Genomic DNA, 22,665 nt, shown 5'->3' with positions numbered 1-22,665 from the left:
GATATTATTCTTGATCTTGCTGGGACTCCGTCTGCGGCTTGTCCTGCATGCGGTAATTGTCGAGACGGTGCTCCTGGTAGCGCTTCAACGCCTCTCCCCCTACAATCGCCTCACAGCGGTGGATATTGACGCCCTGCCCATGAAATTTCGACTCATATTCCGTCATGACATGCGCCTCATTCGCGCCATCCCGGTGAAGGTTCAGCGAAATGTTCGTCATTTGAAGGCCGTAATCGGCAAAAGCATTAAGCGAAAATTCGAACAATGTCTGCGAATCCGTCTTTAGATGAATTTCTCCGTTTACGTTCAGCAAAGTGCGGTACTTCTCCAAAAACCGCGGATGCGTTAAACGACGGCGCGCATGCTTGCCTTTAGGCCAAGGATCGCTGAAATTCAGGAAAATCCGTTCAATTTCCCCTTCCTCAAACACTTCATCCAAAAACTCGACATTCGCCAAAGCCAGACGCAAATTCGGCGGAACTTCGACATCCCGCTCGGACCAAGCGAGGCGCGCCTTTTCACTGGCCCGGCGAAGCAATTCATCATACATATCAATGCCTATGAAATTAATGTCCGGATTTCGGAAGCTCATTTGGCTGATAAACTGGCCTTTGCCCATTCCAAGCTCCACATAGATCGGATGATCATTGCCGAACAACGTATGCCATTTTCCTTTATACGACCGGGGATCGAGAATAACGAAGCCTTTCTGCTCCTCCAGATTCTCCCGGATTCCTTTTCTGCCGCGTAAACGCATGGTTTTACCTCCGCTTTCATTACTTTTCTGCCCTGATATCCGCGCAAGGTAAGCCTGCTGCGGACAGCTACTGCAATATTGTGCCGAAGATGCGGCCAAATGTAAAGAGAAAAAGAAAAAGAATTCTGGCCTCCTTGCATGCAAGGGGCACAGAATTCTTTTTCAAATCTATTTGGAATTGGGGTCCAACGAATTCATTGCTGTTAGTCTAACCTATCTTGATACTGAAAATCAAATGTCTTTTCGAACGCTCTGCGAATTTTGCGTCTTGCCTCCGCCTTTATCTCCGGATTCCCGTTAAACGCAACGCCTGTCAGCGCAAGCGCTTCTTCCGGGGTCAGTTCCACGGCGATTTTATTCTTCTCTGAAGCTTCTGCAGTTAAAGAATACATCATTATCACCTCACGGATCATATAGTTGCCGAGACGTCATACTTTTATGAATTCTGTCATGCAATTTGCCTAAGATGAGAGCTGTTGATGCTAAATTAAATATAACATTTCATGTGAGTTTTTACAATAAAGCATATGCCTTGTTTTCGCTTAAAATGACTGCTTCTTTGCGCCCTCATACCCTTCATTGATTTTTTTTGCTACAATAGAGCAAGTACAAAAAACTCTTCAGGTTTCAACCTTGCTGATATGCAAAAAAGGAGTACCTTTAATGAATATACCAACTACTGACTCTCCGCTTCTGTGGGGAGATAAAAGATTTCATACTTGGAATTACGAAATGCGCCGCGAGTTTGACGAAAAAGTCTTTAAAGTCATGCTCGATGCAGGCTTTACCTGCCCAAACCGTGACGGTACGATTGCCAGAGGCGGATGCACGTTCTGCAGCGCCAGAGGATCCGGTGATTTTGCCGGCAAACGCCGGGATGACCTGGTGACCCAGTTCAACGATATCCGGGACAAGCAGCATTTGAAATGGCCGAACGCCAAATACATCGGTTATTTTCAGGCCTATACCAACACGTATGCTCCTGTGGAAACACTGCGGGAATACTATGAGGTGATCCTGCAGCAGCCCGGCGTTGTCGGCTTGTCGATCGCGACCCGTCCTGACTGCCTGCCGGACGATGTTATCGAATACCTGGCCGAGCTGAACCAGCGGACATACCTATGGGTGGAAATGGGGCTGCAGACGGTCCATGACTCCACATCCGAGCTGATTAACCGTGCGCATGACACGGAGTGCTTCATCGACGCAGTCGAGAAGCTCCGCAAACGGGGTATCCGGGTGTGTGCCCATATCATTTATGGTCTGCCTCAGGAAACCCATGAAATGATGCTTGAAACCGGTCGCGCCGTATCCCAGATGGATGTACAGGGAATTAAAATACATCTGCTGCATCTCATGAAGGGAACGCCGATGGTACGCCAGTATGAAGCCGGACTCCTGCGCTTCCTGGAGCAGGACGAATACATCAAGCTGATCGTCGATACGCTAGAGATGCTGCCGCCGGAGATGATCGTTCACCGCCTTACTGGTGATGCTCCGCGCAAGCTGCTCATCGGACCGATGTGGAGTCTAAAAAAATGGGAAGTGCTGAATGCCATCGATGCCGAGCTTAAAGCGCGGAATTCATGGCAGGGCAAATATTGGAGGAACGTATAACATGGGCTTTCTATCGGTGCTCAGCTTCGCGCACAAGCAGATTGAAGGACGCTTGCAGCCCGGTGACATCGCTATAGACGCCACGGTGGGTACGGGGGCCGATACGGTCATCCTTGCTAAATTAGCCGGACTGAGGGGCCACATCTACGGCTTTGATATCCAGGAACGGGCGCTTGAGCTTGCCAAAGAACGCTTCTCCCGGGAGCCGGCTGACAGCCTGGCTCCTGTTTCCCTGTTCCTTGCCAGCCACGACCTGATGATGGATTACGTTCCTTCAGAGGCGGAGGGCTGCATCGGCGCCGTCATGTTTAATCTCGGTTATCTACCTTCCCAGGAGGCAGACAAGAACATTATTACCGAGACCAGCAGCACGCTCCGGGCACTTCAGGCAGCGCTGTCGCTGCTTCGGCCGAAGGGGATTATTACCATCGTGCTTTATCCCGGCCATACCGGTGGAGATGCCGAAGCCGCGGCTGTCACAGCATGGGCCTCCGGCCTGCCGCAGGAGCTGTGCCAGACCGTTATGTACAGGCAGCTTCAGCGCAGTGATTCTCCTTACGTCATCGCCATTGAAAAAAAGCGGTAAACCGCAGTGACACATTCATCATGTGCACTTCAATATAGATAAGGATTTTGCATAATCCTAAACAGGCGGTTTTGATTCATCCATCAGATTATTGACTATGAAAGGAAGATGTATCAATGACACAACCGTATCCACTGCAATTTCAACCCGAATTCAAGGAACGTGTATGGGGCGGCCGCGCCCTTGAGCAGTTTGGGCTGACTCCTCCCAAAGGACATATCGGAGAAGGCTGGATGATTGCCGATCATCCGAACGGCACAACTTCCGTCGTTAACGGCGAGCTGGCGGGACAAGGACTTGACCAAATCCGCGAACAGCTGGGCAAAGAATGGTTTGGCAGCAAGGGCTTTTCCGAGAAAAACGGACGTTTCCCGCTCCTGATCAAGCTGCTGGACTGCAACGATAACCTGTCTGTACAAGTACATCCAACGGATGACTACGAGGGGCTTCCTAAGGGCGAGCTTGGCAAAACCGAAATGTGGTATGTGCTGGACGCAAAGCCGGACGCCAAAATCATCTATGGTCTGAAAGACGGCGTTACCCGCGAAAGCATGAAGGAAGCTCTGGAAAATGGAACGGTGATGGATACGCTGCGCGAAGTCTCCGTTGAAGCCGGCGACACCTTTTACATTCCAGCTGGAACGGTTCATGCACTCTGTGCCGGAGTAGTTGTTGCGGAAATCCAGCAAAACTCGGATACGACATACCGCATTTATGACTACGACCGTCCTGGACTTGATGGCAAGCCGCGCGAGCTTCACATCGAGGACTCTCTGAACGTGACCGCATTTGAAGGCTCCGGAGCGACCACCATGAAAACGGACAGCCTGGCCGCAGGTGAATGGCTGCAGCTAGCCAAGTCCCCTTATTTCATCGTTGAAAAAGGAATCGTAAATGGCAGCTGGTCACTTGAAACCACACCTGAAAGCTTCACGATTCTTGTGATTTGCGATGGCAGCGGTACGCTGAGCTGGAATAACGGTTCTTTGGAATATAAAGCCGGACAATGCTTCCTGCTTCCAGCCAATCTCGGCTCGTACTCCCTGGAAGGACAATCCACGGTACTTCGTTCTTATTTGCCGGAATAATAAGCATATACTATCGTATCTGGGTTCCTAATGGATGCTGAGGGAGTGATGGTGTTGCTTGAGCAAACCTTTACGATGACTGACCCGTACGGAACGAAAATACATGTGTATGAGTGGCTTCCTGAACAAGGTACGACTGTCAAAGCCGTGCTGCTGATCGCACACGGGATGTGCGAAACTGCAGAGCGATATGCACGCTTTGCCTCAGCCCTGACAGGTGAGGGTTATGCCGTGTACGCTCCGGATCAGCGCGGCCATGGAATGACAGCAGGCTCGGTGGAGCATCTCGGAGATGTTGGAGAGAACGGCTTTCAGCTGATGGTCCAAGATCTTGTGCAGCTGGGAAAAAGCCTCAAGGGCTCTCATCCGGGGATTCCCCTGTTTCTGATGGGACACAGCATGGGATCCTTCCTGGTGCAAAAAGTAATCATGACGCAATCTGAAGACTTCGATGGTTTTATCCTATCTGGCTCTAACGGACCACGCGGTATGCTGCAGGCCGGAAGAGTTTTGGCTTCGATCCAGCGCTCGATTCAAGGAAGCACTCACCGCAGCCTGATGATGAATACCATTGTCTTCGGCGGCTTCAACCGCGCTTTCTCACCGCCCCGCACACCTTTTGACTGGCTGTCACGGGATCCGGATGAAGTCGACCGTTATATTGAGGATCCTTTTTGCGGAGCGATTTGCACGACATCCTTTTTCCGGGGTTTCTTCGGACTGCTGCAGGATATCCAACAGCCTGTGGGATATGCAGGCATTCCCAAGCATAAGCCTATTTACCTTTTCAGCGGCGAGCAGGATCCTGTCGGGCTGAACGGCAAAGGTGTAGAGCGGCTGGTTGCCATCTACCGGAAAGTGGGCGTCACGGATGTGGAATACCGTCTGTATCCGGAAGGCCGGCATGAAATGCTCAACGAAACTAACCGCGATGAGGTGACAGCCGACGTACTGGATTGGCTCGAGCGCCATGTATCGACTAAAGCGTAGACGCAGCCATCATTCCTATATCGGATCCAAACAAAAAAAAACGCTCTTGGACTCAGAGAGAGAATTCTCCCTAGGTCAAGAGCGTTTTTTTCATATCATGAATCGGCTGTTCTTATTACTTGACCGAGCCAGTTTCTATCAGCTTCATGGTGTGATACACCGGCTGCTCACTATCATCCTGCTGGTACAGAACGATCAGCAGCTGCTGCTCACGGCTCTCCCCTTCGACTAGATCGCCTGTACCGCCTTCCAGCACATCCTTCAGCGAGAACGGCAGCACCTCCAGCACGGCATGCTTCTGCAGTTCGCGTTCACTGATCTGAAGCTCACCGAAGCTGCCGGAAACAGCTTCTGGATGTTCCAATACTGTCCGCATGAACAGGCTCCACTCGTCTTTGGTGATCGGTGCATCCCACCAGATTTTGCGAGGCTTATATTTATGGTTCAGGAAGTAGTCCAGCTTCATCAGGCCCTGTACTACCTCCATCCGTTTCACTCCACGCTGCGCCAGGAAGGCCGCCAGACGGGTAAACAGATCCTCCAGTTGATGGCCGATCTTTTGCCAGCCCTGTCCTTCCCAGTAATCCCCGAACTCCTGGAAGAAATCAAACGGCGACTCAAACTCATGCTTCATCAGATAGTTCAGCGTATGATCCATACGATGCGCATTCCAATATTTCTCCAGCACATCCTCAAGGCGCTTCAACCGCACGATGTCCGCAAAAGGAAGCTTATGGCTGCCAAGGATTTCATAAGGAGCCTGATCCATATAGGTGTAGTCATATTTTTCAGCGTCCCGTCTAAGGCCGGTTCCGCGCAGCATTTTCAGGAATCCGAGCTGCAGCTCTTCCGGTCTGAGCGCGAACACGTCATTAAACGTTTTACGGAACGTATCATAATCTTCCTCAGGCAGGCCGGCAATCAGGTCCAGGTGCTGGGCGATTCTGCTGCTGTTCTTGATGATGTTGACAGTACGGGACAGCTTCTCGAAGTTCTGCCGTCGTTTGACCAGCACGTTCGTCGGATCGTTCGTGGACTGCACCCCGATCTCGAAGCGGAAAATGCCTGGAGGAGCGTTGTCCGCCAGAAACTGCAGCACCTCCGGACGCATGATGTCCGCCGTAATCTCGAACTGGAAGATGCAGCCGCGATTATTTTCAATCAGGAATTTGAACATCTCCATAGCGTAGGTGTGATTGATATTAAAGGTGCGGTCCAAAAATTTAATGACTTTTGCCCCGTTGTCAATCAAATACGTGATATCTGCCTTCACCCGCTCGATATCATAGTAGCGCACACCGTTTTCGATGCTCGACAAACAGAACTGGCACTGGAACGGACAGCCCCGGCTGGTTTCAAAATAAACAATGCGCTTGCCAAGGTTCGGAATATCATCCTGGAAGCGGTGCGGTGACGGGAGAGAATCCAGCTCGCTTTTCGGACGGGGAGGATTGATAATGATCTCTTCTCCCTTCCGGTAGGCGATTCCGTACACAAAATGATATTTCTGGTCGCCTTCCATCACCTGCAGCAGATGATGCAGCGTCTCTTCGCCTTCCCCCATCACGATAAAATCAACGCCCTGAGCACGTTCCATCCAGTAGCCCGTATCATAGGACACTTCAGGACCGCCAAGTATAATTTTCACCTCAGGCATGACCTTTCTCACGATATCGATCACTCGGAGCGTCTCCTCGATGTTCCAGATATAGCAGGAAAATCCGATCACATCGGGCTTCCGCTGAAACAGATCCGAGACGATATTCATCACAGGGTCCTTAATCGTGTATTCGGTCAGTTCGATATCAAACTCATGCTCGCTGTAAGCCTTCAGCAGGCGGATCGCCAGCGAGGTATGAATGAATTTGGCGTTCAAGGTTGTTAATATGACTTTCATGGATTCACATTCTTTCTGTTATTCATAATCGCTGTCGTTATGGTCAAAGCCCTGCTCCCTAAAGAAATCAAGGAACGGCTTGCCATATTTGCGGAATTTTACTTCGCCGACACCTTTTACATTCAGCATTTCTTCTTCAGACTGCGGACATACCACGCTCATCTCCCGCAGCGTCGCATCGTTGAAAATAATATAGGACGGCACATGCTCCTTGCCTGCAAGCTCGCGCCGGATTAGACGGAGCTGCTCGAACACCGTCTCATTGACTGCCGATGGCGAATGGTCATGCCTGCGGGATCCGCCAGAACGTCCACTTGCAGCCTCTGCTGCTCCCTTGGCCGGCATACGCTGCATCACCTTGCTCTGTCCCTTCAACACCTCTGCAGCCGCCGGCTGAAGCTTCAGTACCGGATACTGTCCTTCGGATAACATCAGATAGCCCTCCGAGGCCATCACGTTAATGATTTCAGAGATCTCCTTTTCCGTCCGGTCCGACATGGCCCCGTAGGTTGACAGATCATCGAAACCATACTGAAGCACCTTCTTGTTACGCGAGCCTTTGAGAACCGACGCCACCATGGAAACGCCGAAGCGTTCGCGCATGCGGTGGATGCAGGAAAAGATTTTTTGCGCATCAATGGTCATGTCCACCAGCTCGCGATCATCCGTGCAGGAGCTGCATATGCCGCATGACTTATCCTGATGCTCTTCTCCGAAATAGTCCAGCATGGCACTGCGTAAGCACCTTGTCGTATAGCAGTAATCCACCATCTGCTTTAGCTTGCGGTAGTCGTTGTGCTTACGGTCCGCATCCTGCGGGTTCTGCTCGATCAGGAACTTCTGCGTCATGATGTCCTGGGCACTGAAGAGCAGGATGCATTGGCTCGGTTCGCCGTCGCGGCCCGCACGTCCGGCTTCCTGGATATACGCCTCCATGTTCTTCGGCATGCTGAAATGGATTACGTACCGTACATTGGATTTGTCGATCCCCATCCCGAAGGCATTGGTCGCGACCATCACCCGGATATCATCGTACAAAAAGGCTTCCTGGCTTGCAGCCCGCTCATCATCGGTCATGCCTGCGTGATATCTGCCTGCCGAAATTCCTGCGCTTCTCAGACGCTCATATAAATCATCCACGTCTTTGCGGGTCGCGGCATATATGATCCCCGGCTGATTCGAGTGCCCGGCGGCGTATTTTATGGTAAATTCACGCTTGTTCTCTCCACGCAGCACCGACATCGCAAGGTTATCGCGGCTAAGTCCGGTCACGAATACTTCCGGCTGTTCCAGCCGCAGCAATCGGATCATGTCCTCCGTGACCTCTGGAGTAGCTGTCGCGGTAAAAGCCGCGACGATCGGACGCTGCGGAAGATGCTCTACGAAAGGCGCCACCGACAGATAGCTTGTCCGGAAATCATGTCCCCACTGTGACACACAGTGCGCTTCATCGACGGCTACGCAAGAAATGGACAAGGCATTCATTTCGTCGCGGAACCAGTCTACCTCCAGCCGTTCAGGCGCAACATACAGAAGCTTCAGATCTCCACGCTTCGCCGCGCGGATCCGCTCGTTCACTTCTTTACCGCTTAGCGTGCTGTTGATGTACGCAGCCGAAATGCCCATGGCCGTCAGCGCGTCCACCTGGTCCTTCATCAGCGAGATCAAGGGAGACACAACCAGCGTCAATCCCGGCAGCATCAGTGCGGGAATCTGGTAGCAGATCGACTTGCCCCCGCCCGTCGGCATGATTCCCAGCGTGTCGTTTCCTTCCAGCAGACTGAGGACGATTCTCTTCTGGCCCTCCCGGAAATCCGGGTAGCCATAATAGGTTTGCAGCAGCTGCTGCGCCTGTTCCAGCGTCATCATTTCTACACTCATGGATATAGAACTCCTAACGAAATCTATTGAAAAAATTTAATTAAAAGAAAGCCAATACTTTAAGTTTAACGGGCTTTACGGGAATGAGCAACCGCATGTACATTTTTTGGAAAACGGGATATGAAACGAAAAGAAGCCGGCAGATCACTGCCGGCTTCTTTTCCGGATAGAAAGCTTTTTATGCGTCTTCCTTCACCTCTCCCGCTACATCCCACCGGTTCCGGTATTTCTCCAGCTGAGGATGCAGATACTCCGGCTCGTCCGACAGGATAAGCCGCAGCTTAACGATCCATTCGGCAAACGATGAATAAGAGGCAAATAAGTTTGCCATCTCCGGCGTCAGATACAGAAAATGCGGTGTAGGAAACTTATCGGTCAAATGGCGCAGGGCCGTATCCATCGGGGTGTATTTTTTCCGTTTAGCCTCGAAGCCCTCGATGACAGCTGCAGATCCGCGGTCCTGCTTCCAGTCTTCCAGCTGCCGCTCGCGCTTGTATAAAGCTCGAACCGGCTGCTTCAGCATGCGTCTTACCGTTTCTTCATGCAGCGGGTACAGCACGAAGTGCAAGAAGCTGCGGTCTTCCGCCGTCTTTTCCGCCTGATCCAGCTCCAGCTCGGTCGCATCCTCAAAGGTATCGTAATAAACAAGCGTGCCTCTGTATTTCTCTTCAGGCGGCTCGTAGCCAAAAGGTACGTTTGTCAATGTACGCTTCATTCCTCTGCATCTCCCAGATGTTCACGGCAGAATGCCTCAATAACCTGTACCTCATCGTCTTCCAGATCAAAATCCAGATAGCGGTCGGTCGTCTTTTCATACAAGTCGTATTTTACCAGATTCCCGCCCTCTTCCTGTTCATTGTATATCGCCCGGACATACAGTCCATTCTCGGAGTAAAGCTCATCATCTTCCGGTACTTCAATGTCCAATTTGTATTCGTAACGCTTGCCCGCCAAAATACGGAACGGGTCTTTAATATGCTCCACCTGAAACTCCGTGATCGTCAGCATGCTGTCATCCTTTCCAAATTCTTATCATCTATATGGTGTCATTACCCTTATTCTAACAGAGATTGGGCTTAACATTCACGTTTCTGGGCGTCTTACGCATATATTAACCCAAAAAGACTCGGGCGGGAGAGCTTTTGATGATATATGCAATCATGCAGCTGATTGGCGGACTGATTATGGCGGTAGGCTGGATCCCGCAAATCATTCAAATTCTGCGCACCAAATCCGTGAAAGATCTCAATATTAAAACATTTCTGTTCCTCGTGACCGGCATAACCCTGATGGAGGTATACGCGATCCATATCGCACTTGGCGGCGTGGGTTACGCTTTTCTGATTACTAACTCTATATCGCTTCTTATTATGCTTATGATTCTCGGATGCATCCTCAGATACCGGTAAGAAAAACGTCTATCGAAGTACTTTCACAGAAGACAGACCGCATTTAGATGTAGTTTTTCTTGCGATTATAGAATGGCTTCTGCTTCGCTGAAATTTATTAATTCTATAATCTAAAAAAAAACGTCTATCGAAGTAATCTTATTTTTTATCTAAAATCCTTTGCATGAGGAATGACACAGCGAATTTCCCCCATCTGCATTTATGATGGTATTAGAATAGAAAGACGTTGGGGGGATCATCATGAAACGAAAATGGATAGCGGGAATACTCGCTTTACTGCTTATCGCGGCCGGGGGTGCAGCCGTTTTTGCCTGGGATGGCTTTTCTCTTCGATCCGAAGGCGGCAAGCAGGACAGTTCTGCTGCCCAACCGGCGGAGCCCATTTCAGAGACCTATATTATTTTCGATACCGTCGTAAACGTAAAGTTATATGGAGAGCATGCCAAGCCGCAGCAGCTTGAAGAGATCAAACAAATGCTGGAAACGATCAATAATGAGCTAAGCCGAACGCTTGAAGGCAGCGAGGTGTACCGGATCAATCAAGCGGCAGGAAAAGAAGCCGTCCAAGTATCGCAGGATACATTTGATGTGCTACAAAAAGCGCTGGATTATGCCGTCCAAACTGGCGGCCTGTACGATCCGACCATCGGGCCGCTTGTCAGCCTGTGGAATATCGGCAATGAAGGAGCTCATGTTCCATCTAAGGCCGAGCTCGATAAGGCAAAAGGGTTGATAGGGTATAAGGACGTTATCATGAATCCGAAAGAGTGCACCATCAAGTTGGCACGCCCCAGCATGGCACTTGATCTAGGGGGAATAGGCAAAGGATATGCTGCCGACCGGGTTGCCGCTTATCTGAAGACGCAGCAAGTAGACAGCGCCATGATCAATCTTGGAGGAAGCAGCATTATCGCCATGGGGAGCAAGCCTGGGGGACAAAGCTGGAATATCGGTCTACAGGATCCCGACCAAAGTCGCGGCACTTCCCTCGGAAATGTCCAGATCATTAACAAAACGATCGATTCGTCCGGCGTATATGAACGCTTTTTCGTGGAAAACGGCGTCAGATACCATCATATCCTGGATCCTCGGACAGGCTATCCGAGCCAAAGCGGGCTCAAAAGCGTAACGATCATCTCCGATTCGGCAACCGATGCCGATGCGCTTTCCACCGCCGTGTTTATTATGGGACTTGATGAAGGAATGAAATATATAGAGAAACAACCGGGTATTGACGCGTTTTTCATCACCGATGACAACCAGATCTACCAATCCTCTGGGCTGAAAAACACTATCCATTTTACGAATCCCGAATATAAACTTATTGAATAGTAGTGTCCTTATGCAAAGCTTGAAAGCCATCCGATCATGATAGGGCAGTATAAACTGATGGTAGCTTGAAATTGGACAAGGCAGCCTGCTTCATGGAAAATGTGGGCGGGCTGCTTCACTTATAGACGAGGAGCTTGCAGCATCCTGTGGCAAAAGAAAAACTGCTGCTAAATGCAGCAGTCCGTCCCAAAGCAATTCTTTAATCGATAACTGGAACACGCTCCGGATTCTTAAGCAGATCAAACATAAGCTTCACCTGCTCTTCCGTATTTCTGCTTCTGGACAGCTGCGGCAATTCATTCTCTCCAAAAAACCGGACACCGCTCGTTTCGACTCCCTCCTGCGCCCTTCCTCCGGTAATTTCACAGTGAATAAACATTTTGTAAACATGGTACGGGGCAGGCGGATTATGCTTCTGATTGTCCATCACAGCGAGCAGACGCAGCACCTTCGCCTCGAAGCCTGACTCCTCCCTGATCTCCTTCACCGCGATTTCTGAAGGGGACAGCAGCAAGTCCGCCCAACCTCCAGGCAGAGACCACTCGCCATCCCCCTTCTCTCTGACCAGAAGAACACGTCCATCCTGAATCACAACGCCGCGGATATCCACTTTGGGTGTGGCATAACCGGATTCGCCGGCAAAAAGTTCTACCAGCTTACTGCTCTCCACATCCGTGTACTGCTCCATAATCTCCAGACTCAGCGCCCGCAGCTGCTCGTACCGTTCCTTGTCATAAACATCCTTGGTATAAGCGAGGCCTGTCTGTGCGATACCCTGGATCTGCTTGGCCCAATTCAGCCACTTTAAAGGTGCATCCATCGTATGCATCTTCCTCTCCAATACATCTCTTAATTTCATATATAATCCATTTACAGCTCATTTGAAAAGGCTAAACTGCATTTATATTAAGAAGAAAACGTCTATCAATGTACTTTACCGTACGCGCTTTCCGGTCCAGGAGGATATGCCCCCCATCAGGTTATTCACTTCAGGAAAGCCGTTTTTGAGCAGAATTTTGGCTGCCTGCTTGCTGCGCATGCCGCTTTGGCAGTACAGGAACACATCGTCATCCTTGGAGATCTCAGAGGTACGGCTTCCGAACTGGGAGAGTGGAATGTTCACCGCACCCGGAATATGTCCGGATTTGAATTCATGAACCTCCCGGACGTCGATCAGCCGTTTATGCTTGGACTGTTCCATTTTTTGACGAAACGACTCGTCTCGCAGCTGTACCAGCCCCTTCACTGGTGCGAACATGCGGTACAGCATCCATACCACGAATAGCGCCAGTACAATATAGAAAATAGTTGATGAGTTCATTCTATAATCCCCTTTTCTGATTCTAAGCCGAAGTATAAACCTTTATAATACCCAATAGGGTATATATAAAACTTAATGCAGTATAAAGGAAAAGTCAACGGATGCTTTACAAAAGAAAAACGTCTATCGACGTACTTTCATAGATGACAGACCGCGTTTAGTTGTAGTTTTTCTTGCGATATAAGGATGTGAGATCCTCGAAGTTTATACTTTCTTATATCTTTACAAAAATAGCCGAACCGCAAAATACGGTTCGGCTATTACTATAAGAAACTATTGGAATGATTAGCCTTCAAGCAGCAAGGACTCCGGATCTTCCAGAAGTTCCTTCACAGTGACGAGGAAGCGTACTGCTTCACTACCATCCACGATCCGGTGGTCATAGGATAAGGCGATGTACATCATCGGACGGTTCTCCGAACGTTCTGCGTCAATGGCAACCGGACGAAGCTGGATTTTGTGCATGCCGAGAATACCTACTTGCGGAGCGTTTAGGATTGGCGTGGACATCAGCGAACCGAATGTACCGCCGTTTGTAATCGTGAAGGTACCACCTTGAAGCTCGGACAGCGCCAGAGAGTTGCTGCGTGCTTTGGTAGCCAGCGAGGCGATTTCCTTCTCGATATCGGCAAAGCTCAAACGGTCTGCATCACGGACAACAGGAACGACCAAGCCTTCCTTCGCGGATACTGCAATACCAATATCATAATATTTCTTCACGATGATATCTTCGCCGTCAATTTCCGCATTCAGATGCGGGAATTTCTTGAGAGCACCTACAACAGCTTTAGTGAAGAAGGACATGAAGCCCAGACCGATATCATGCTTTTCTTTGAAAGCATCTTTGCGGCGTTTGCGGACATCCATGATCGCCGTCATATCCACCTCGTTAAAGGTAGTCAGCATGGCAGCCGTATGCTGTGCTTCAACCAAACGCTTCGCAATGGTAGCCCGGCGACGGGACATGCGTGTACGTTCAGCCGGTTTTCCAGGCTGGCTTACTTCGGCCAGTGCTGCTGCAGGAGCAGGAGCCGATGGACGTGGAGCAGGTGCTTCCGTATGGTTCTTCACATTGTCCTGGTAGATACGGCCTTTAGGATCACGATTCACTTGTTCCAGGTCGATACCATGTTCGCGTGCCAGCTTGCGTGCCGCAGGCGACGCTGCAAGGTATGTTTCCCCATCCTTTGCAGGTTCAGCCGGCGCAGGAGTGCTCGGAGCAGCCGGAGCTGGTGCTGCTTTCTCCTCTGCTTTCGGTTCTTCCTTAGCCGGTGCACTTGGAGCAGCCTCGCCGCCGGCAGTAAGTCTTCCGATCACTTCGCCAATTTGTACGGTGTCGCCGTCGCTTCTCAGGATTTTCTCAACGACGCCGGATTCTTCGGCACTGATTTCAAGGTTGACTTTATCCGTTTCCAGCTCCAGGAGGACGTCCCCCTGGTTTACTGCGTCCCCTTCTTTGACATGCCATTTAAAAATAGTTCCCTCTGTGATGGATTCACCCATTGCCGGTACTGTAATTTCGCTCACTGCTTGCTACCTCCCCAGTGCGATATTATGCTTAATAGATTTTTGGTTCAATGCTGTAGATACGATTTGTTGTTGTTCAAAGCTGTGTACCTGTTGGAAGCCGCTTGCAGTACTCGAACGTTCAGGACGGCCGTTGTAATTGACAGGCATACCTTGTGGCGCAGCTATACGAAGATGATGCTCGATGTAACGCCATGCGCCCATATTTTCCGGTTCTTCCTGTACCCACAGAATTTCTTTTGCATTCGTATAGCGCGCAATAATCTCGCGAACTTCTTGCTCAGGGAATGGATACAGTTGCTCTACGCGGATGATATGCAGCCAATCCTTCGATCCTTCTTCTTTATCCAGTGCTTCCTCAAGCTCCACTGCAATTTTGCCGGAGCAGAGTACCAAACGTTCCACGCGTTCAGGATGCTCACCGAGTCCAGGCTGTTCCAGCACCCGTTTGAATCGTCCTTCGCTGAGCTCTTGGCCGCTCGATGCCACACGCGCATTGCGGATGAGGCTCTTCGGCGACATCACGATCAGCGGACGCGCATCTTCGCTTTCGGTGAGTGCTGCCTGACGGCGAAGCAAATGGAAATACTGGGCTGCGCTCGTCAGATTGACAACAGTAAAGTTCTCTTCGCCGCCAAGCTGGAGGAAACGTTCCAGACGAGCACTGGAGTGCTCTGGTCCCTGTCCTTCATAACCATGAGGAAGGAGCATGACGAGACTCGATTTTTGCCCCCATTTCGAACGTCCTGCCGAAATGAACTGGTCGGTGATGACCTGTGCACAGTTAGAAAAGTCGCCGAATTGCGCTTCCCAGATAACCAGTGTTTCTGGGGAATATACATTATAGCCGTATTCAAATCCGAGTACGGAAGCCTCGGACAACGGGCTGTTGTAGATTGCAAAAGATGCCTTTGCCTGCGGCAGCTCATGCAGCGGGCAGAATGTCGAACCGTTCTTCGTATCATGAAGCACCAGGTTTCGGTGTGCAAATGTCGCACGTTCAGCATCCTGACCTGTGATACGGATTGGCTTGCCGTCTGCAACAATGCTTGCGAAGGCCAGCGTTTCCGCAAGGCTCCAGTCTACCTTTTCTCCATCATTCAGCGCCGATTCACGACGTTCCAGAATGCGCTGAAGCTTCGGATAAACATTAAAGTCAGCCGGGCGTTTCAGCAGGTCAGAGTTGATACCGCGCAGTACATTCAACGGTACGCCGGTCTTAATCGCCTTGATCCGGTCTTCGGCAGGTGATTGCTGATGCGTATTCGCTGGCTCCTGCTCCTTATCCTTGATCTTGTCGTAAGCTGCCTTCATACGGTTCTGCACTTCTTGAATCAGCTTATTGGCCTGGTCTTTGTTGACCATACCTTTTTGATTCAATACATCTGCATAAATGCTGGCAACACGCGGATGGTTTCTCACTTTATCGTAAATGAGCGGTTGGGTTGTATCCGGATCATCCGTTTCATTATGACCGTAACGGCGGTAGCCAACCAGATCGATCAGGAAGTCCTTCTTGAATTTATTGCGGTATTCGCTCGCCAAACGAATGGCTGCGATACATGCCTCCGGATCATCTGCGTTGACATGGACAATTGGAATTTCATAGCCCTTCGCCAGATCACTGGCATAATGGGTAGAACGGGAATCCCGGCTTTCGGTCGTAAAACCGATGTTGTTGTTGGCGATGATATGAATCGTACCGCCATTTTGGAATCCCGGAAGCTTGTTGAAGTTCAATGTTTCCGCAACGATGCCTTCGCCCGGGAATGCGGAATCCCCGTGAATCAGTACAGTTGCAGCCTTGTTCACATTCTGCTGCGGATAGCCAGGCTGCGATCGGTCTTCCTGGGCCGCACGTGCAAAGCCTTCAACCACCGGATTGACGAACTCAAGGTGAGACGGGTTATTCGCAAGCGTAATCCGAGTCTGTACGACACTGCCGTCTTTGAGAACCCGCTTGGCACCCAAGTGGTATTTCACGTCGCCGGTCCAGCCGAAGTTGATGCCCATGGAACCTTCCGAAGGGAACAGCTTCTTGTTCGGCGAATGATGGAATTCAGAGAAAACTTTATCATAAGGCTTACCGAGCACATGAGCCAGTACGTTCAAGCGGCCGCGGTGTGCCATACCCATCAGGATATGCTCTGCGCCTTCGTCGGACATGTTGCGTACCAGTTCGTCGAGCATTGGAACGAGCACGTCGTTACCTTCGATAGAGAAGCGTTTTTGTCCCACGAAGGTACGGTGCAGGAATTCTTCGAACTGTTCAACTTCAATGAGCCGCTCCAGCAAGTTCACTTTTTCCGTTTCGCTCAAAGGAGCCGGGAATTTGCCACTTTCGACATGAAGGTTCAGCCATACACGCTCCTCCGTATCATGCACGTGGCTGAATTCGTAAGCAATCGTTCCTGTATATGTTTGACGCAGCTTCTGGATGGCTTCCCAACTGGTTCTTACGTCCTCAGGTGCCCCGTCCCAAATAAGAGATGCGGGAACAGCCGAAAGATCAGACTGGGTCAGTCCGTATTGTTCAAGTTCGAGCACGCGTGTGTCGGGCTTCGGAATGATGCCCAGCGGATCGATGTCTGCAGCCAGATGGCCGTATGCACGGATATTCATGACCAGCTTGCCGGCGTTCACGGCCTTCTTCAGCATATTGCCGTCGATCTGAACAGCGGCGGATGCGGTGTTCACAGGTGTCAACTGCGCTGGCGCCATCGGAGGCGCGCCCCACAGCTGAAACACCTTGCGGAACGTTTCATCCACAGACTCCGGATCTTTCACGTACCGTTCGTATTGCTCCTGAACGTATCCCAGGTTAGGACCGTAGTAAGATTCCCAGGCTCCCTGCGTTTGCGTGTCTTTCTTATTGATTATCATCGCTAAAGTGATACCTCCGCCTTGATTTTTTAATAGTCATATAGAATGAGTTATCCTTCGAACCATTCTTCTATGCGTTGGACGGAAATCTGAAAAAATGATTCTTGTAAGCCATTACATCAAAATGTAAGCGGCTCAATTTCTATTATAAACAAATCCTCTCCATACCTGAAATAACCATTTAATATAGTTATGATCTAAAAAACAGATCAATCAGGACAAAAATGCATTTAACAATCTATTTGTGGTCCCTTTACATATGTAAATGCTTACAACTCCTGTTCTAATCTTCAAAAAGCGATAATTGATCCGGTGGCAGCTCTGGCATCTCCGGCAATTTCATTCCGAGTATTTCCATCAGTTGCAGGGCATTATCAGCCGCATCGCCACCGGAATTATTATTAAAGACAATCCAGCAGTTTTGCGTCGATTCGAGCAATTTGATGATATTTTCTTTCCACTCCAAAAGTTCCTGTTCATTATAGCGATACAGGTATCTGACTTCCCGCCAATTGGGCTGACCGCTGGAATACCAGCCGGAGGCATTACGGCCGTGCAGACGGACAAGTGTAAAGTCTTCTCTTGTAGGTTCAAGAATGGTTGGAACAGATCCTTCCCCGGACTGCGGTTCATCACATATGGAATGAATCCAGCCTTCTTCCCGCATAAAAGCAAGCGTCTTGTCCTTCATATCTCCATCAAACCAGCTTTGATGCCGAAATTCGAGCGCAAGCGGAAATCCGTCCATCCATTCCCGGGTTCTACGCAGTATTTCGACATGCTTCCGCTCGCAGCCAAACCACGGCGGGTACTGAAATAACACAGCCTTCAGCTTCCCCGCTTTCTGCAGCTCCACCGCCGACTCCCGGAAAGCCTGAAACATCGATTTGGTATCCGGAAAAGGAGTTTTGCCGCGGGCGTGCCCCGTCATTCCCTGGTACGCTTTGACGATAAATCCGAAGGAGCCTGGCGTTTGCTCGCTCCATTTCCCCATCCTGTCCGGAGAAGGAATAGCATAAAAGGAGGTGTCGAGCTCCACGATTGGGAAGCGGCTGCTGTATCCCTTCAGCTTGTCTGCCGTCTTAGTTCCTTTAGGATATATATCGTCATGGTCTCCCCAGCCGGAAAGGCCAATTTGAATACGTTTTTCCACATCTGCGTGTTTCAAGGTAATCGTCTCCATCATGTCTTAGTATGGCCAACTATTTTCTTCCAAAAACAATTCATGATTCGAAGATACTATTCAGGTGAAGTATACCGTTTTTCACAAACAGGATCATGATTTCCCACTGCAAAATGAGAACTCTGCTTGCGTTATTCCATGATATGGATATCATGGTAATATACATATCTTACAGGAGGTATGGCCATGAACGAACCGTTTGTCCTGTTCTCGACTTCTCATCTCCTCGCACTCCTGCTGCTTGTCGTTGCCTCACTATTGCTCTATGTATTCAGACACTCTCTTCGGCATCGTCCCCTGGGAAGATCGATTGTCCGCTATACCTTAGCCGGTCTGCTCGCCACATCTGAAGCTGTGCTTGATATTTGGAATATAATTGAAGGAGCCTGGAGCCCGAAATACACACTTCCGCTTGAACTCTGCAGTCTGACGCTGCTGCTCTCAATCATCATGCTTCTGACTAAAAACCGCCTGCTTTACGGTATCCTGTTCTTCGCCGGAATCGGCGGTGCTTTTCAGGCTCTGATCACGCCCAATCTCGGATATGCATTTCCTCACATCCGGTTCTATCAATTTTTTACGGCACATATTCTGATCATTCTTGCATCTCTATACATGACCTGGATTGAAAATTACAAACCAACGTGGAGATCCATCGGAATTACCATGATATTTTTGAATCTGGCCGCGCTTTTGGTCGGTATCACGGATCATTATTTGGGAGCCAACTATATGTTTTTGATGCATAAGCCTTCAACCGCATCCATACTGGACTTTCTCGGCCCCTACCCAGTTTATCTGCTCGCTGAAGAAGGCATCGCCTTGTTGATTTTCATCATCATGCAGATCCTGTTCTTCGTTCTTCCCGGAAAAATATTCCGAGCAGGTAAATCCCGCAGCCATTCAGCAATATAAAGAAGCAGGCACAAGCCCAGGGTGCATTCCGTCGATCCTTAACACCGAAATTTATGACGAGATTTTCCAGGTAAACGATGAAAATGCGATTGAAACGACGAACGTTATCTTAGCATGGGGATTTTCTAAGCTACCCTAACGCCTCAGCGAAACGATACACCTACACAGAGGCGGCAAATAAGGTACTTACGATCAGGCTGGGGGTCGAATAATATCGCAATGATCGATATAGCTAGCGTCAAACGTTGGATGTTCATGAATCCGTGGATCTTGTTACCAATTATTACATATATTATAATCTCATTATGTGACAGTGCACAGTAAGGAAAAGAACAAATTCAAAAAGATGAGGTAGTCCCACATGAGAAAATTGGTATTATGCATGTTAGCTATAATGTTGAGTTTAGCTGCGTTTACCCCCGCTGCCTACGCTTCTGAAATCCGAGTATCCGTGAACGGTCGTGATGTACAATTCCCAGACGAGCAACCATATGTCGATCAGAGATCCAACCATACGATGGTTCCACTTACTTTTGTATCGGGCAAGCTCGGAGCCACTACAAAATGGGATGGAAAATTAAAACAAATCACGATCTCGCATAATCGTGACACCATTATTTTGGTGATTGGCGATAATCATGCACTGGTGAATGGAAAAAGAGTAGACTTTGAGGGGGCGGCAGTGCTCAAAAACGGTCGCACGATGGTTCCGCTGCGCTTTATTAGTGAAACCTTGCATGCAATTGTCGATTGGCAGCCCGCGCGCAATCTGGTGAGCATCACGACTTCAGTGGCCAGTGTTCCGAAAGGAACATGGATATGGGACAGTTACATCTTGAAACAGGATCAAGATAAAATTATTAACTTCGCAAGAATGAAAGGTGTGACATCTGTTTACCTTCAGGTTGATACAGATATAGATCCAACAATATATGAGAGCTTTATTCGGAAAGCGAAAAGCGAAGGAATTCAGGTGGAGGCACTTGAGGGGCGTCCCGAATGGGCCTATAAGTCTATGCAGAAGGATATTCAAAAATTCATAGCGTGGGTTAAAACCTATAATTCCTCTGTTGGCCCAGAAGCAAGATTTACGGGACTGCATTTCGATATTGAGCCTTATGCGCTAAGTGAATGGACGAAGGACAATAAGACGATTCTTGCAAGCTGGATGGACAATGTGAGACTGATCGAGAAAGAAACCAATGGAAGCGGCTTGAAAATTACGATGGACGTTCCGTTTTGGCTGAATAAGATTAAGGTACCGGGGAAGGATTACAGCATGAGCGCATGGCTGCTGGAGAAGTTCGATTGCCTCGTCATCATGAATTATCGGAATCATGCGTTAGGCAACGATGGAATTATAGAAAATGCGCAAGCCATACTGAGAGAAGCCTCTACGCTGAAGAAGCAAGTTGTTGTTGCTGTAGAAACAGCCAAAAGCACAGAGGGGCCGCAGGTTTCATTCTATTCCATGAGCAGCGAGGGGATGGAAAAAGAGCTGCAGTCCGCCCATAATCAATTGACGCGCTACGCAAGCTATGCCGGCTTCGCTATTCACGAGTTCAAAAGCTGGCAGGACATAAAATAAGAAAAGACAACAACCCAGTACCACAATCGGTGCTGGGTTGGTTTTCACTTGATATGCTGCTGCAGCACACTCGTGTTCTGTTCCACTGCCTCGGTTTCCTTTACTTTTTTCAACTGTGCAACGATAATGACGCTGATCACCACAAGCAGGAACCACGAGCTGATCTTACCGATGTGCACGATTCTCCATGCGTGTTCCTGATCCGGATACTGCCATGCACCGAAGAAGGTCGATATGTTCTCTGCCACCCAGATGAAGAAACCGATTAGCACAAAGGACAGCACCATCGGCATCCGGTAGGTTTTACCTGCGACGTCAAAATACACAAACGTTTTGAAAAAGATGATAAAAAGCAGCACTGTAAGCCACCAGCGCAAATCCCATATAAAATGATGAGTGAAAAAGTTCAGATAGATCAATATGCTGATGCCCACCGTCCAAAAAGCATGCGGCCAGTTCCGGATCCGCAAATTCAGATTCCGCCAAGCCTGGCAGATATAGCTGGCTACGCTCGCATACATAAAACCGCTGTATAAAGGCACGCCGCCGACCTTGCTCCATCCGTCCTCCGGATACGACCAGGACCCCATATGTACCTTGTATAATTCGAGCAGCAGGCCGATGATGTGAAACATGCAAATAACCTTGAACTCATCCCAGGTCTCCAGCTTGAAGAGCAGCATCAGCACTTGCGCAAGAACGCAAACCAGCAGTATAAAATCATACCGTGACAATCCGGGAATATGAACCAGCTTTGAGGCTGCGAGTGTCAAAAAAATGACTGCCGGAAAGATGCATGAACGGGCCTGCTGCAAGCCAAATATGATGAATCGATATAAGGGGCTAACCCTTTTGATTGCATTCTGTTCCAAACTATCACCTGCATTTTAGGAATTTTTTCAATATTTTAACATCCGTTAGCACAAAATAAAATCCGCCATCCTAAAGAATGACGGATTCTTTCGTTTGTAACTTAAGGAATATACTGCTGCACAATTTTAACTACTTTGCCGTCCTGAATGGTCAGGTGATACGGAAAGCTTTTCATGTCCATCAGCTTGTCGTTGTTCATGATGGCAAGGTATTTATCGAGCGACACAGCTTCATTCCATTTAATATCCATACCTTCGTAGGTTCCATCATGGTCGTAAATCTGCATCAGCACCTGCGCATCTGGTGCAACTTCATATGTGCGAAGCGTTTGGTCGTCATTTACAATATAATAGCCGTCAGGTGCTCCGCCCAGTTCCTCTGCGGCATCCTTTTCCCGTTCCATAAACTTCTGGTCAGCTGCGGCGCCTTCATACCATTCAATCGGGTCAGCCTGAATGCTCACATGCCCGTTGTCATTCTGTATCGAAGAAATCAAAGCTGTCACTGTGTCCTCGCTCGGAGGAACCGGCGTGTATTCCTTATCCGTTCCGATAGCACTAGCCGATGTCATAAAGCTCAGCAGGGCGACGATCATGAGGGTAGTAAGCAGCGTGATTTTTTTCATTGAAAATATCTCCTTTAGTGGACAATGTATTTCATTTCCATATCATCCATTACCCTGCTGAGTGATTTTCAAACGAGATTCCTGCAAAAATCCCTGAAAACCTCATGTTCGGGCGCGGTGATCTTATAGATTTACTATAAATCATTCCTCACGCCAAATCGTCACAATAAGGTTACAACCACGTCAAATTGTT

At 49.2% G+C, this 22,665-nt stretch carries 21 protein-coding genes and 1 pseudogene; 9 read left to right on the top strand and 13 right to left on the bottom strand.

Going from position 1 to position 22,665, the window contains the following annotated elements; all coding sequences use genetic code 11:
* Window positions 1-4 precede the first annotated feature (4 nt).
* Window positions 5-757 carry a tRNA (guanosine(46)-N7)-methyltransferase TrmB gene (gene trmB, locus MUG84_RS16310; protein ID WP_244726527.1) on the bottom strand — a complete coding sequence of 251 codons (753 nt, stop codon included), beginning with the start codon at window positions 755-757 and terminating at the stop codon, window positions 5-7.
* A 203-nt stretch (window positions 758-960) separates the two neighbouring features.
* Window positions 961-1,149: a hypothetical protein gene (locus tag MUG84_RS16305; RefSeq protein WP_244726892.1), complete on the bottom strand. Its 189-nt coding sequence runs from the start codon at window positions 1,147-1,149 to the stop codon at window positions 961-963.
* A 271-nt stretch (window positions 1,150-1,420) separates the two neighbouring features.
* On the opposite strand from MUG84_RS16305, the gene mnmL reads away from it, so the two are divergent.
* The 4 genes from mnmL (at window position 1,421) to MUG84_RS16285 (ending at window position 5,038) form a co-directional block, all read left to right on the top strand.
* Window positions 1,421-2,374: a tRNA modification radical SAM protein MnmL/YtqA gene (gene mnmL / locus MUG84_RS16300; protein ID WP_244726524.1), complete on the top strand. Its 954-nt coding sequence runs from the start codon at window positions 1,421-1,423 to the stop codon at window positions 2,372-2,374.
* Window position 2,375: 1 nt separating this feature from the next.
* Window positions 2,376-2,960: a tRNA 5-(aminomethyl)-2-thiouridylate-methyltransferase MnmM gene (gene mnmM, locus MUG84_RS16295; RefSeq protein ID WP_244726522.1), complete on the top strand. Its 585-nt coding sequence runs from the start codon at window positions 2,376-2,378 to the stop codon at window positions 2,958-2,960.
* A 116-nt stretch (window positions 2,961-3,076) separates the two neighbouring features.
* Window positions 3,077-4,048, top strand: coding sequence for a type I phosphomannose isomerase catalytic subunit (locus MUG84_RS16290; protein ID WP_244726520.1), 972 nt, complete (start codon window positions 3,077-3,079; stop codon window positions 4,046-4,048).
* 48 nt (window positions 4,049-4,096) lie between these two features.
* Window positions 4,097-5,038: an alpha/beta hydrolase gene (locus MUG84_RS16285; protein WP_244726890.1), complete on the top strand. Its 942-nt coding sequence runs from the start codon at window positions 4,097-4,099 to the stop codon at window positions 5,036-5,038.
* A 115-nt stretch (window positions 5,039-5,153) separates the two neighbouring features.
* Here MUG84_RS16285 and MUG84_RS16280 read toward each other — a convergent pair whose 3' ends face one another.
* The 4 genes from MUG84_RS16280 to MUG84_RS16265 form a co-directional block, all read right to left on the bottom strand.
* Window positions 5,154-6,935 carry a B12-binding domain-containing radical SAM protein gene (locus MUG84_RS16280; protein WP_244726518.1) on the bottom strand — a complete coding sequence of 594 codons (1,782 nt, stop codon included), beginning with the start codon at window positions 6,933-6,935 and terminating at the stop codon, window positions 5,154-5,156.
* 18 nt (window positions 6,936-6,953) lie between these two features.
* Window positions 6,954-8,816: a DNA helicase RecQ gene (recQ, locus tag MUG84_RS16275; RefSeq protein WP_244726515.1), complete on the bottom strand. Its 1,863-nt coding sequence runs from the start codon at window positions 8,814-8,816 to the stop codon at window positions 6,954-6,956.
* Window positions 8,817-8,994: 178 nt separating this feature from the next.
* Window positions 8,995-9,531 (bottom strand): hypothetical protein, encoded by a 537-nt coding sequence (locus MUG84_RS16270; RefSeq protein ID WP_244726513.1) that lies wholly within the window; start codon window positions 9,529-9,531, stop codon window positions 8,995-8,997.
* Complete coding sequence (locus tag MUG84_RS16265; protein ID WP_244726511.1) at window positions 9,528-9,824, bottom strand: DUF6509 family protein; 297 nt, start codon at window positions 9,822-9,824, stop codon at window positions 9,528-9,530. The genes MUG84_RS16270 and MUG84_RS16265 overlap by 4 nt, the downstream gene beginning before the upstream one ends.
* Window positions 9,825-9,961: 137 nt before the next feature.
* Between MUG84_RS16265 and MUG84_RS16260 the strand changes: the two genes are divergently transcribed.
* Together MUG84_RS16260 and MUG84_RS16255 are read left to right on the top strand one after the other, a co-directional pair.
* Window positions 9,962-10,225 carry a PQ-loop domain-containing transporter gene (locus MUG84_RS16260; RefSeq protein ID WP_244726508.1) on the top strand — a complete coding sequence of 88 codons (264 nt, stop codon included), beginning with the start codon at window positions 9,962-9,964 and terminating at the stop codon, window positions 10,223-10,225.
* Between the two features lie 240 nt (window positions 10,226-10,465).
* Window positions 10,466-11,557 carry an FAD:protein FMN transferase gene (locus tag MUG84_RS16255; RefSeq protein ID WP_244726506.1) on the top strand — a complete coding sequence of 364 codons (1,092 nt, stop codon included), beginning with the start codon at window positions 10,466-10,468 and terminating at the stop codon, window positions 11,555-11,557.
* Window positions 11,558-11,756: 199 nt separating this feature from the next.
* On the opposite strand, the gene MUG84_RS16250 is transcribed toward MUG84_RS16255, so the two are convergent.
* The 5 genes from MUG84_RS16250 to MUG84_RS16230 all read right to left on the bottom strand — a co-directional run bounded on the left by MUG84_RS16250 (window position 11,757) and on the right by MUG84_RS16230 (window position 18,471).
* The gene (locus MUG84_RS16250; RefSeq protein WP_244726504.1) at window positions 11,757-12,377 is read right to left on the bottom strand and encodes an NUDIX hydrolase; all 621 of its coding nucleotides are present in this window, start codon (window positions 12,375-12,377) and stop codon (window positions 11,757-11,759) included.
* Window positions 12,378-12,491: 114 nt separating this feature from the next.
* On the bottom strand, window positions 12,492-12,878 hold the full coding sequence (locus tag MUG84_RS16245; protein WP_244726502.1) for a rhodanese-like domain-containing protein: 387 nt from the start codon (window positions 12,876-12,878) through the stop codon (window positions 12,492-12,494).
* Between the two features lie 285 nt (window positions 12,879-13,163).
* Window positions 13,164-14,405 (bottom strand): 2-oxoglutarate dehydrogenase complex dihydrolipoyllysine-residue succinyltransferase, encoded by a 1,242-nt coding sequence (odhB, locus tag MUG84_RS16240; protein WP_244726499.1) that lies wholly within the window; start codon window positions 14,403-14,405, stop codon window positions 13,164-13,166.
* Between the two features lie 6 nt (window positions 14,406-14,411).
* Window positions 14,412-17,282: a 2-oxoglutarate dehydrogenase E1 component gene (locus MUG84_RS16235; RefSeq protein WP_244726887.1), complete on the bottom strand. Its 2,871-nt coding sequence runs from the start codon at window positions 17,280-17,282 to the stop codon at window positions 14,412-14,414.
* 289 nt (window positions 17,283-17,571) lie between these two features.
* On the bottom strand, window positions 17,572-18,471 hold the full coding sequence (locus MUG84_RS16230) for a DUF72 domain-containing protein (RefSeq protein ID WP_244726885.1): 900 nt from the start codon (window positions 18,469-18,471) through the stop codon (window positions 17,572-17,574).
* A 186-nt stretch (window positions 18,472-18,657) separates the two neighbouring features.
* Here MUG84_RS16230 and MUG84_RS16225 point away from each other — a divergent pair, with 186 nt between their 5' ends.
* The 3 genes and pseudogenes from MUG84_RS16225 (at window position 18,658) to MUG84_RS16215 (ending at window position 20,974) form a co-directional block, all read left to right on the top strand.
* Window positions 18,658-19,386 carry a YwaF family protein gene (locus MUG84_RS16225; RefSeq protein ID WP_244726497.1) on the top strand — a complete coding sequence of 243 codons (729 nt, stop codon included), beginning with the start codon at window positions 18,658-18,660 and terminating at the stop codon, window positions 19,384-19,386.
* A pseudogene (locus tag MUG84_RS16220) lies at window positions 19,382-19,501 on the top strand (cysteine synthase A); the annotation flags it as partial. The gene MUG84_RS16225 and the pseudogene MUG84_RS16220, both read left to right, overlap by 5 nt.
* A gap of 246 nt (window positions 19,502-19,747) precedes the next feature.
* Window positions 19,748-20,974: a copper amine oxidase N-terminal domain-containing protein gene (locus tag MUG84_RS16215; RefSeq protein WP_244726495.1), complete on the top strand. Its 1,227-nt coding sequence runs from the start codon at window positions 19,748-19,750 to the stop codon at window positions 20,972-20,974.
* Between the two features lie 44 nt (window positions 20,975-21,018).
* On the opposite strand, the gene MUG84_RS16210 is transcribed toward MUG84_RS16215, so the two are convergent.
* Window positions 21,019-21,801, bottom strand: a complete 783-nt coding sequence (locus tag MUG84_RS16210) for a DUF817 domain-containing protein (protein ID WP_244726883.1) — start codon at window positions 21,799-21,801, stop codon at window positions 21,019-21,021.
* A gap of 146 nt (window positions 21,802-21,947) precedes the next feature.
* Entirely contained in the window at window positions 21,948-22,472 is a 525-nt protein-coding gene (locus MUG84_RS16205) for a hypothetical protein (RefSeq protein ID WP_244726493.1), read from the bottom strand.
* Window positions 22,473-22,665: the final 193 nt, after the last annotated feature.

Origin of the sequence: Paenibacillus mangrovi (assembly GCF_022898935.1) — a bacterium.
Taxonomy (GTDB): Bacteria; Bacillota; Bacilli; order Paenibacillales; family Paenibacillaceae; genus Paenibacillus_AQ; species Paenibacillus_AQ mangrovi.
Note: the sequence above shows the minus strand (reverse complement) of the source record. Positions and strands in the feature narration are given on the sequence as shown.

What these genes read in the sequence shown, in the direction of transcription:
- trmB (WP_244726527.1), bottom strand. Translation starts at nt 757, where the DNA reads ATGCGTTTACGCGGCAGAAAAGGAATCCGGGAGAATCTGGAGGAGCAG.
- MUG84_RS16305 (WP_244726892.1), bottom strand. Translation starts at nt 1,149, where the DNA reads ATGTATTCTTTAACTGCAGAAGCTTCAGAGAAGAATAAAATCGCCGTG.
- mnmL (WP_244726524.1), top strand. Translation starts at nt 1,421, where the DNA reads ATGAATATACCAACTACTGACTCTCCGCTTCTGTGGGGAGATAAAAGA.
- mnmM (WP_244726522.1), top strand. Translation starts at nt 2,376, where the DNA reads ATGGGCTTTCTATCGGTGCTCAGCTTCGCGCACAAGCAGATTGAAGGA.
- MUG84_RS16290 (WP_244726520.1), top strand. Translation starts at nt 3,077, where the DNA reads ATGACACAACCGTATCCACTGCAATTTCAACCCGAATTCAAGGAACGT.
- MUG84_RS16285 (WP_244726890.1), top strand. Translation starts at nt 4,097, where the DNA reads ATGGTGTTGCTTGAGCAAACCTTTACGATGACTGACCCGTACGGAACG.
- MUG84_RS16280 (WP_244726518.1), bottom strand. Translation starts at nt 6,935, where the DNA reads ATGAAAGTCATATTAACAACCTTGAACGCCAAATTCATTCATACCTCG.
- recQ (WP_244726515.1), bottom strand. Translation starts at nt 8,816, where the DNA reads ATGAGTGTAGAAATGATGACGCTGGAACAGGCGCAGCAGCTGCTGCAA.
- MUG84_RS16270 (WP_244726513.1), bottom strand. Translation starts at nt 9,531, where the DNA reads ATGAAGCGTACATTGACAAACGTACCTTTTGGCTACGAGCCGCCTGAA.
- MUG84_RS16265 (WP_244726511.1), bottom strand. Translation starts at nt 9,824, where the DNA reads ATGCTGACGATCACGGAGTTTCAGGTGGAGCATATTAAAGACCCGTTC.
- MUG84_RS16260 (WP_244726508.1), top strand. Translation starts at nt 9,962, where the DNA reads ATGATATATGCAATCATGCAGCTGATTGGCGGACTGATTATGGCGGTA.
- MUG84_RS16255 (WP_244726506.1), top strand. Translation starts at nt 10,466, where the DNA reads ATGAAACGAAAATGGATAGCGGGAATACTCGCTTTACTGCTTATCGCG.
- MUG84_RS16250 (WP_244726504.1), bottom strand. Translation starts at nt 12,377, where the DNA reads ATGGATGCACCTTTAAAGTGGCTGAATTGGGCCAAGCAGATCCAGGGT.
- MUG84_RS16245 (WP_244726502.1), bottom strand. Translation starts at nt 12,878, where the DNA reads ATGAACTCATCAACTATTTTCTATATTGTACTGGCGCTATTCGTGGTA.
- MUG84_RS16230 (WP_244726885.1), bottom strand. Translation starts at nt 18,471, where the DNA reads ATGGAGACGATTACCTTGAAACACGCAGATGTGGAAAAACGTATTCAA.
- MUG84_RS16225 (WP_244726497.1), top strand. Translation starts at nt 18,658, where the DNA reads ATGAACGAACCGTTTGTCCTGTTCTCGACTTCTCATCTCCTCGCACTC.
- MUG84_RS16215 (WP_244726495.1), top strand. Translation starts at nt 19,748, where the DNA reads ATGAGAAAATTGGTATTATGCATGTTAGCTATAATGTTGAGTTTAGCT.
- MUG84_RS16205 (WP_244726493.1), bottom strand. Translation starts at nt 22,472, where the DNA reads ATGAAAAAAATCACGCTGCTTACTACCCTCATGATCGTCGCCCTGCTG.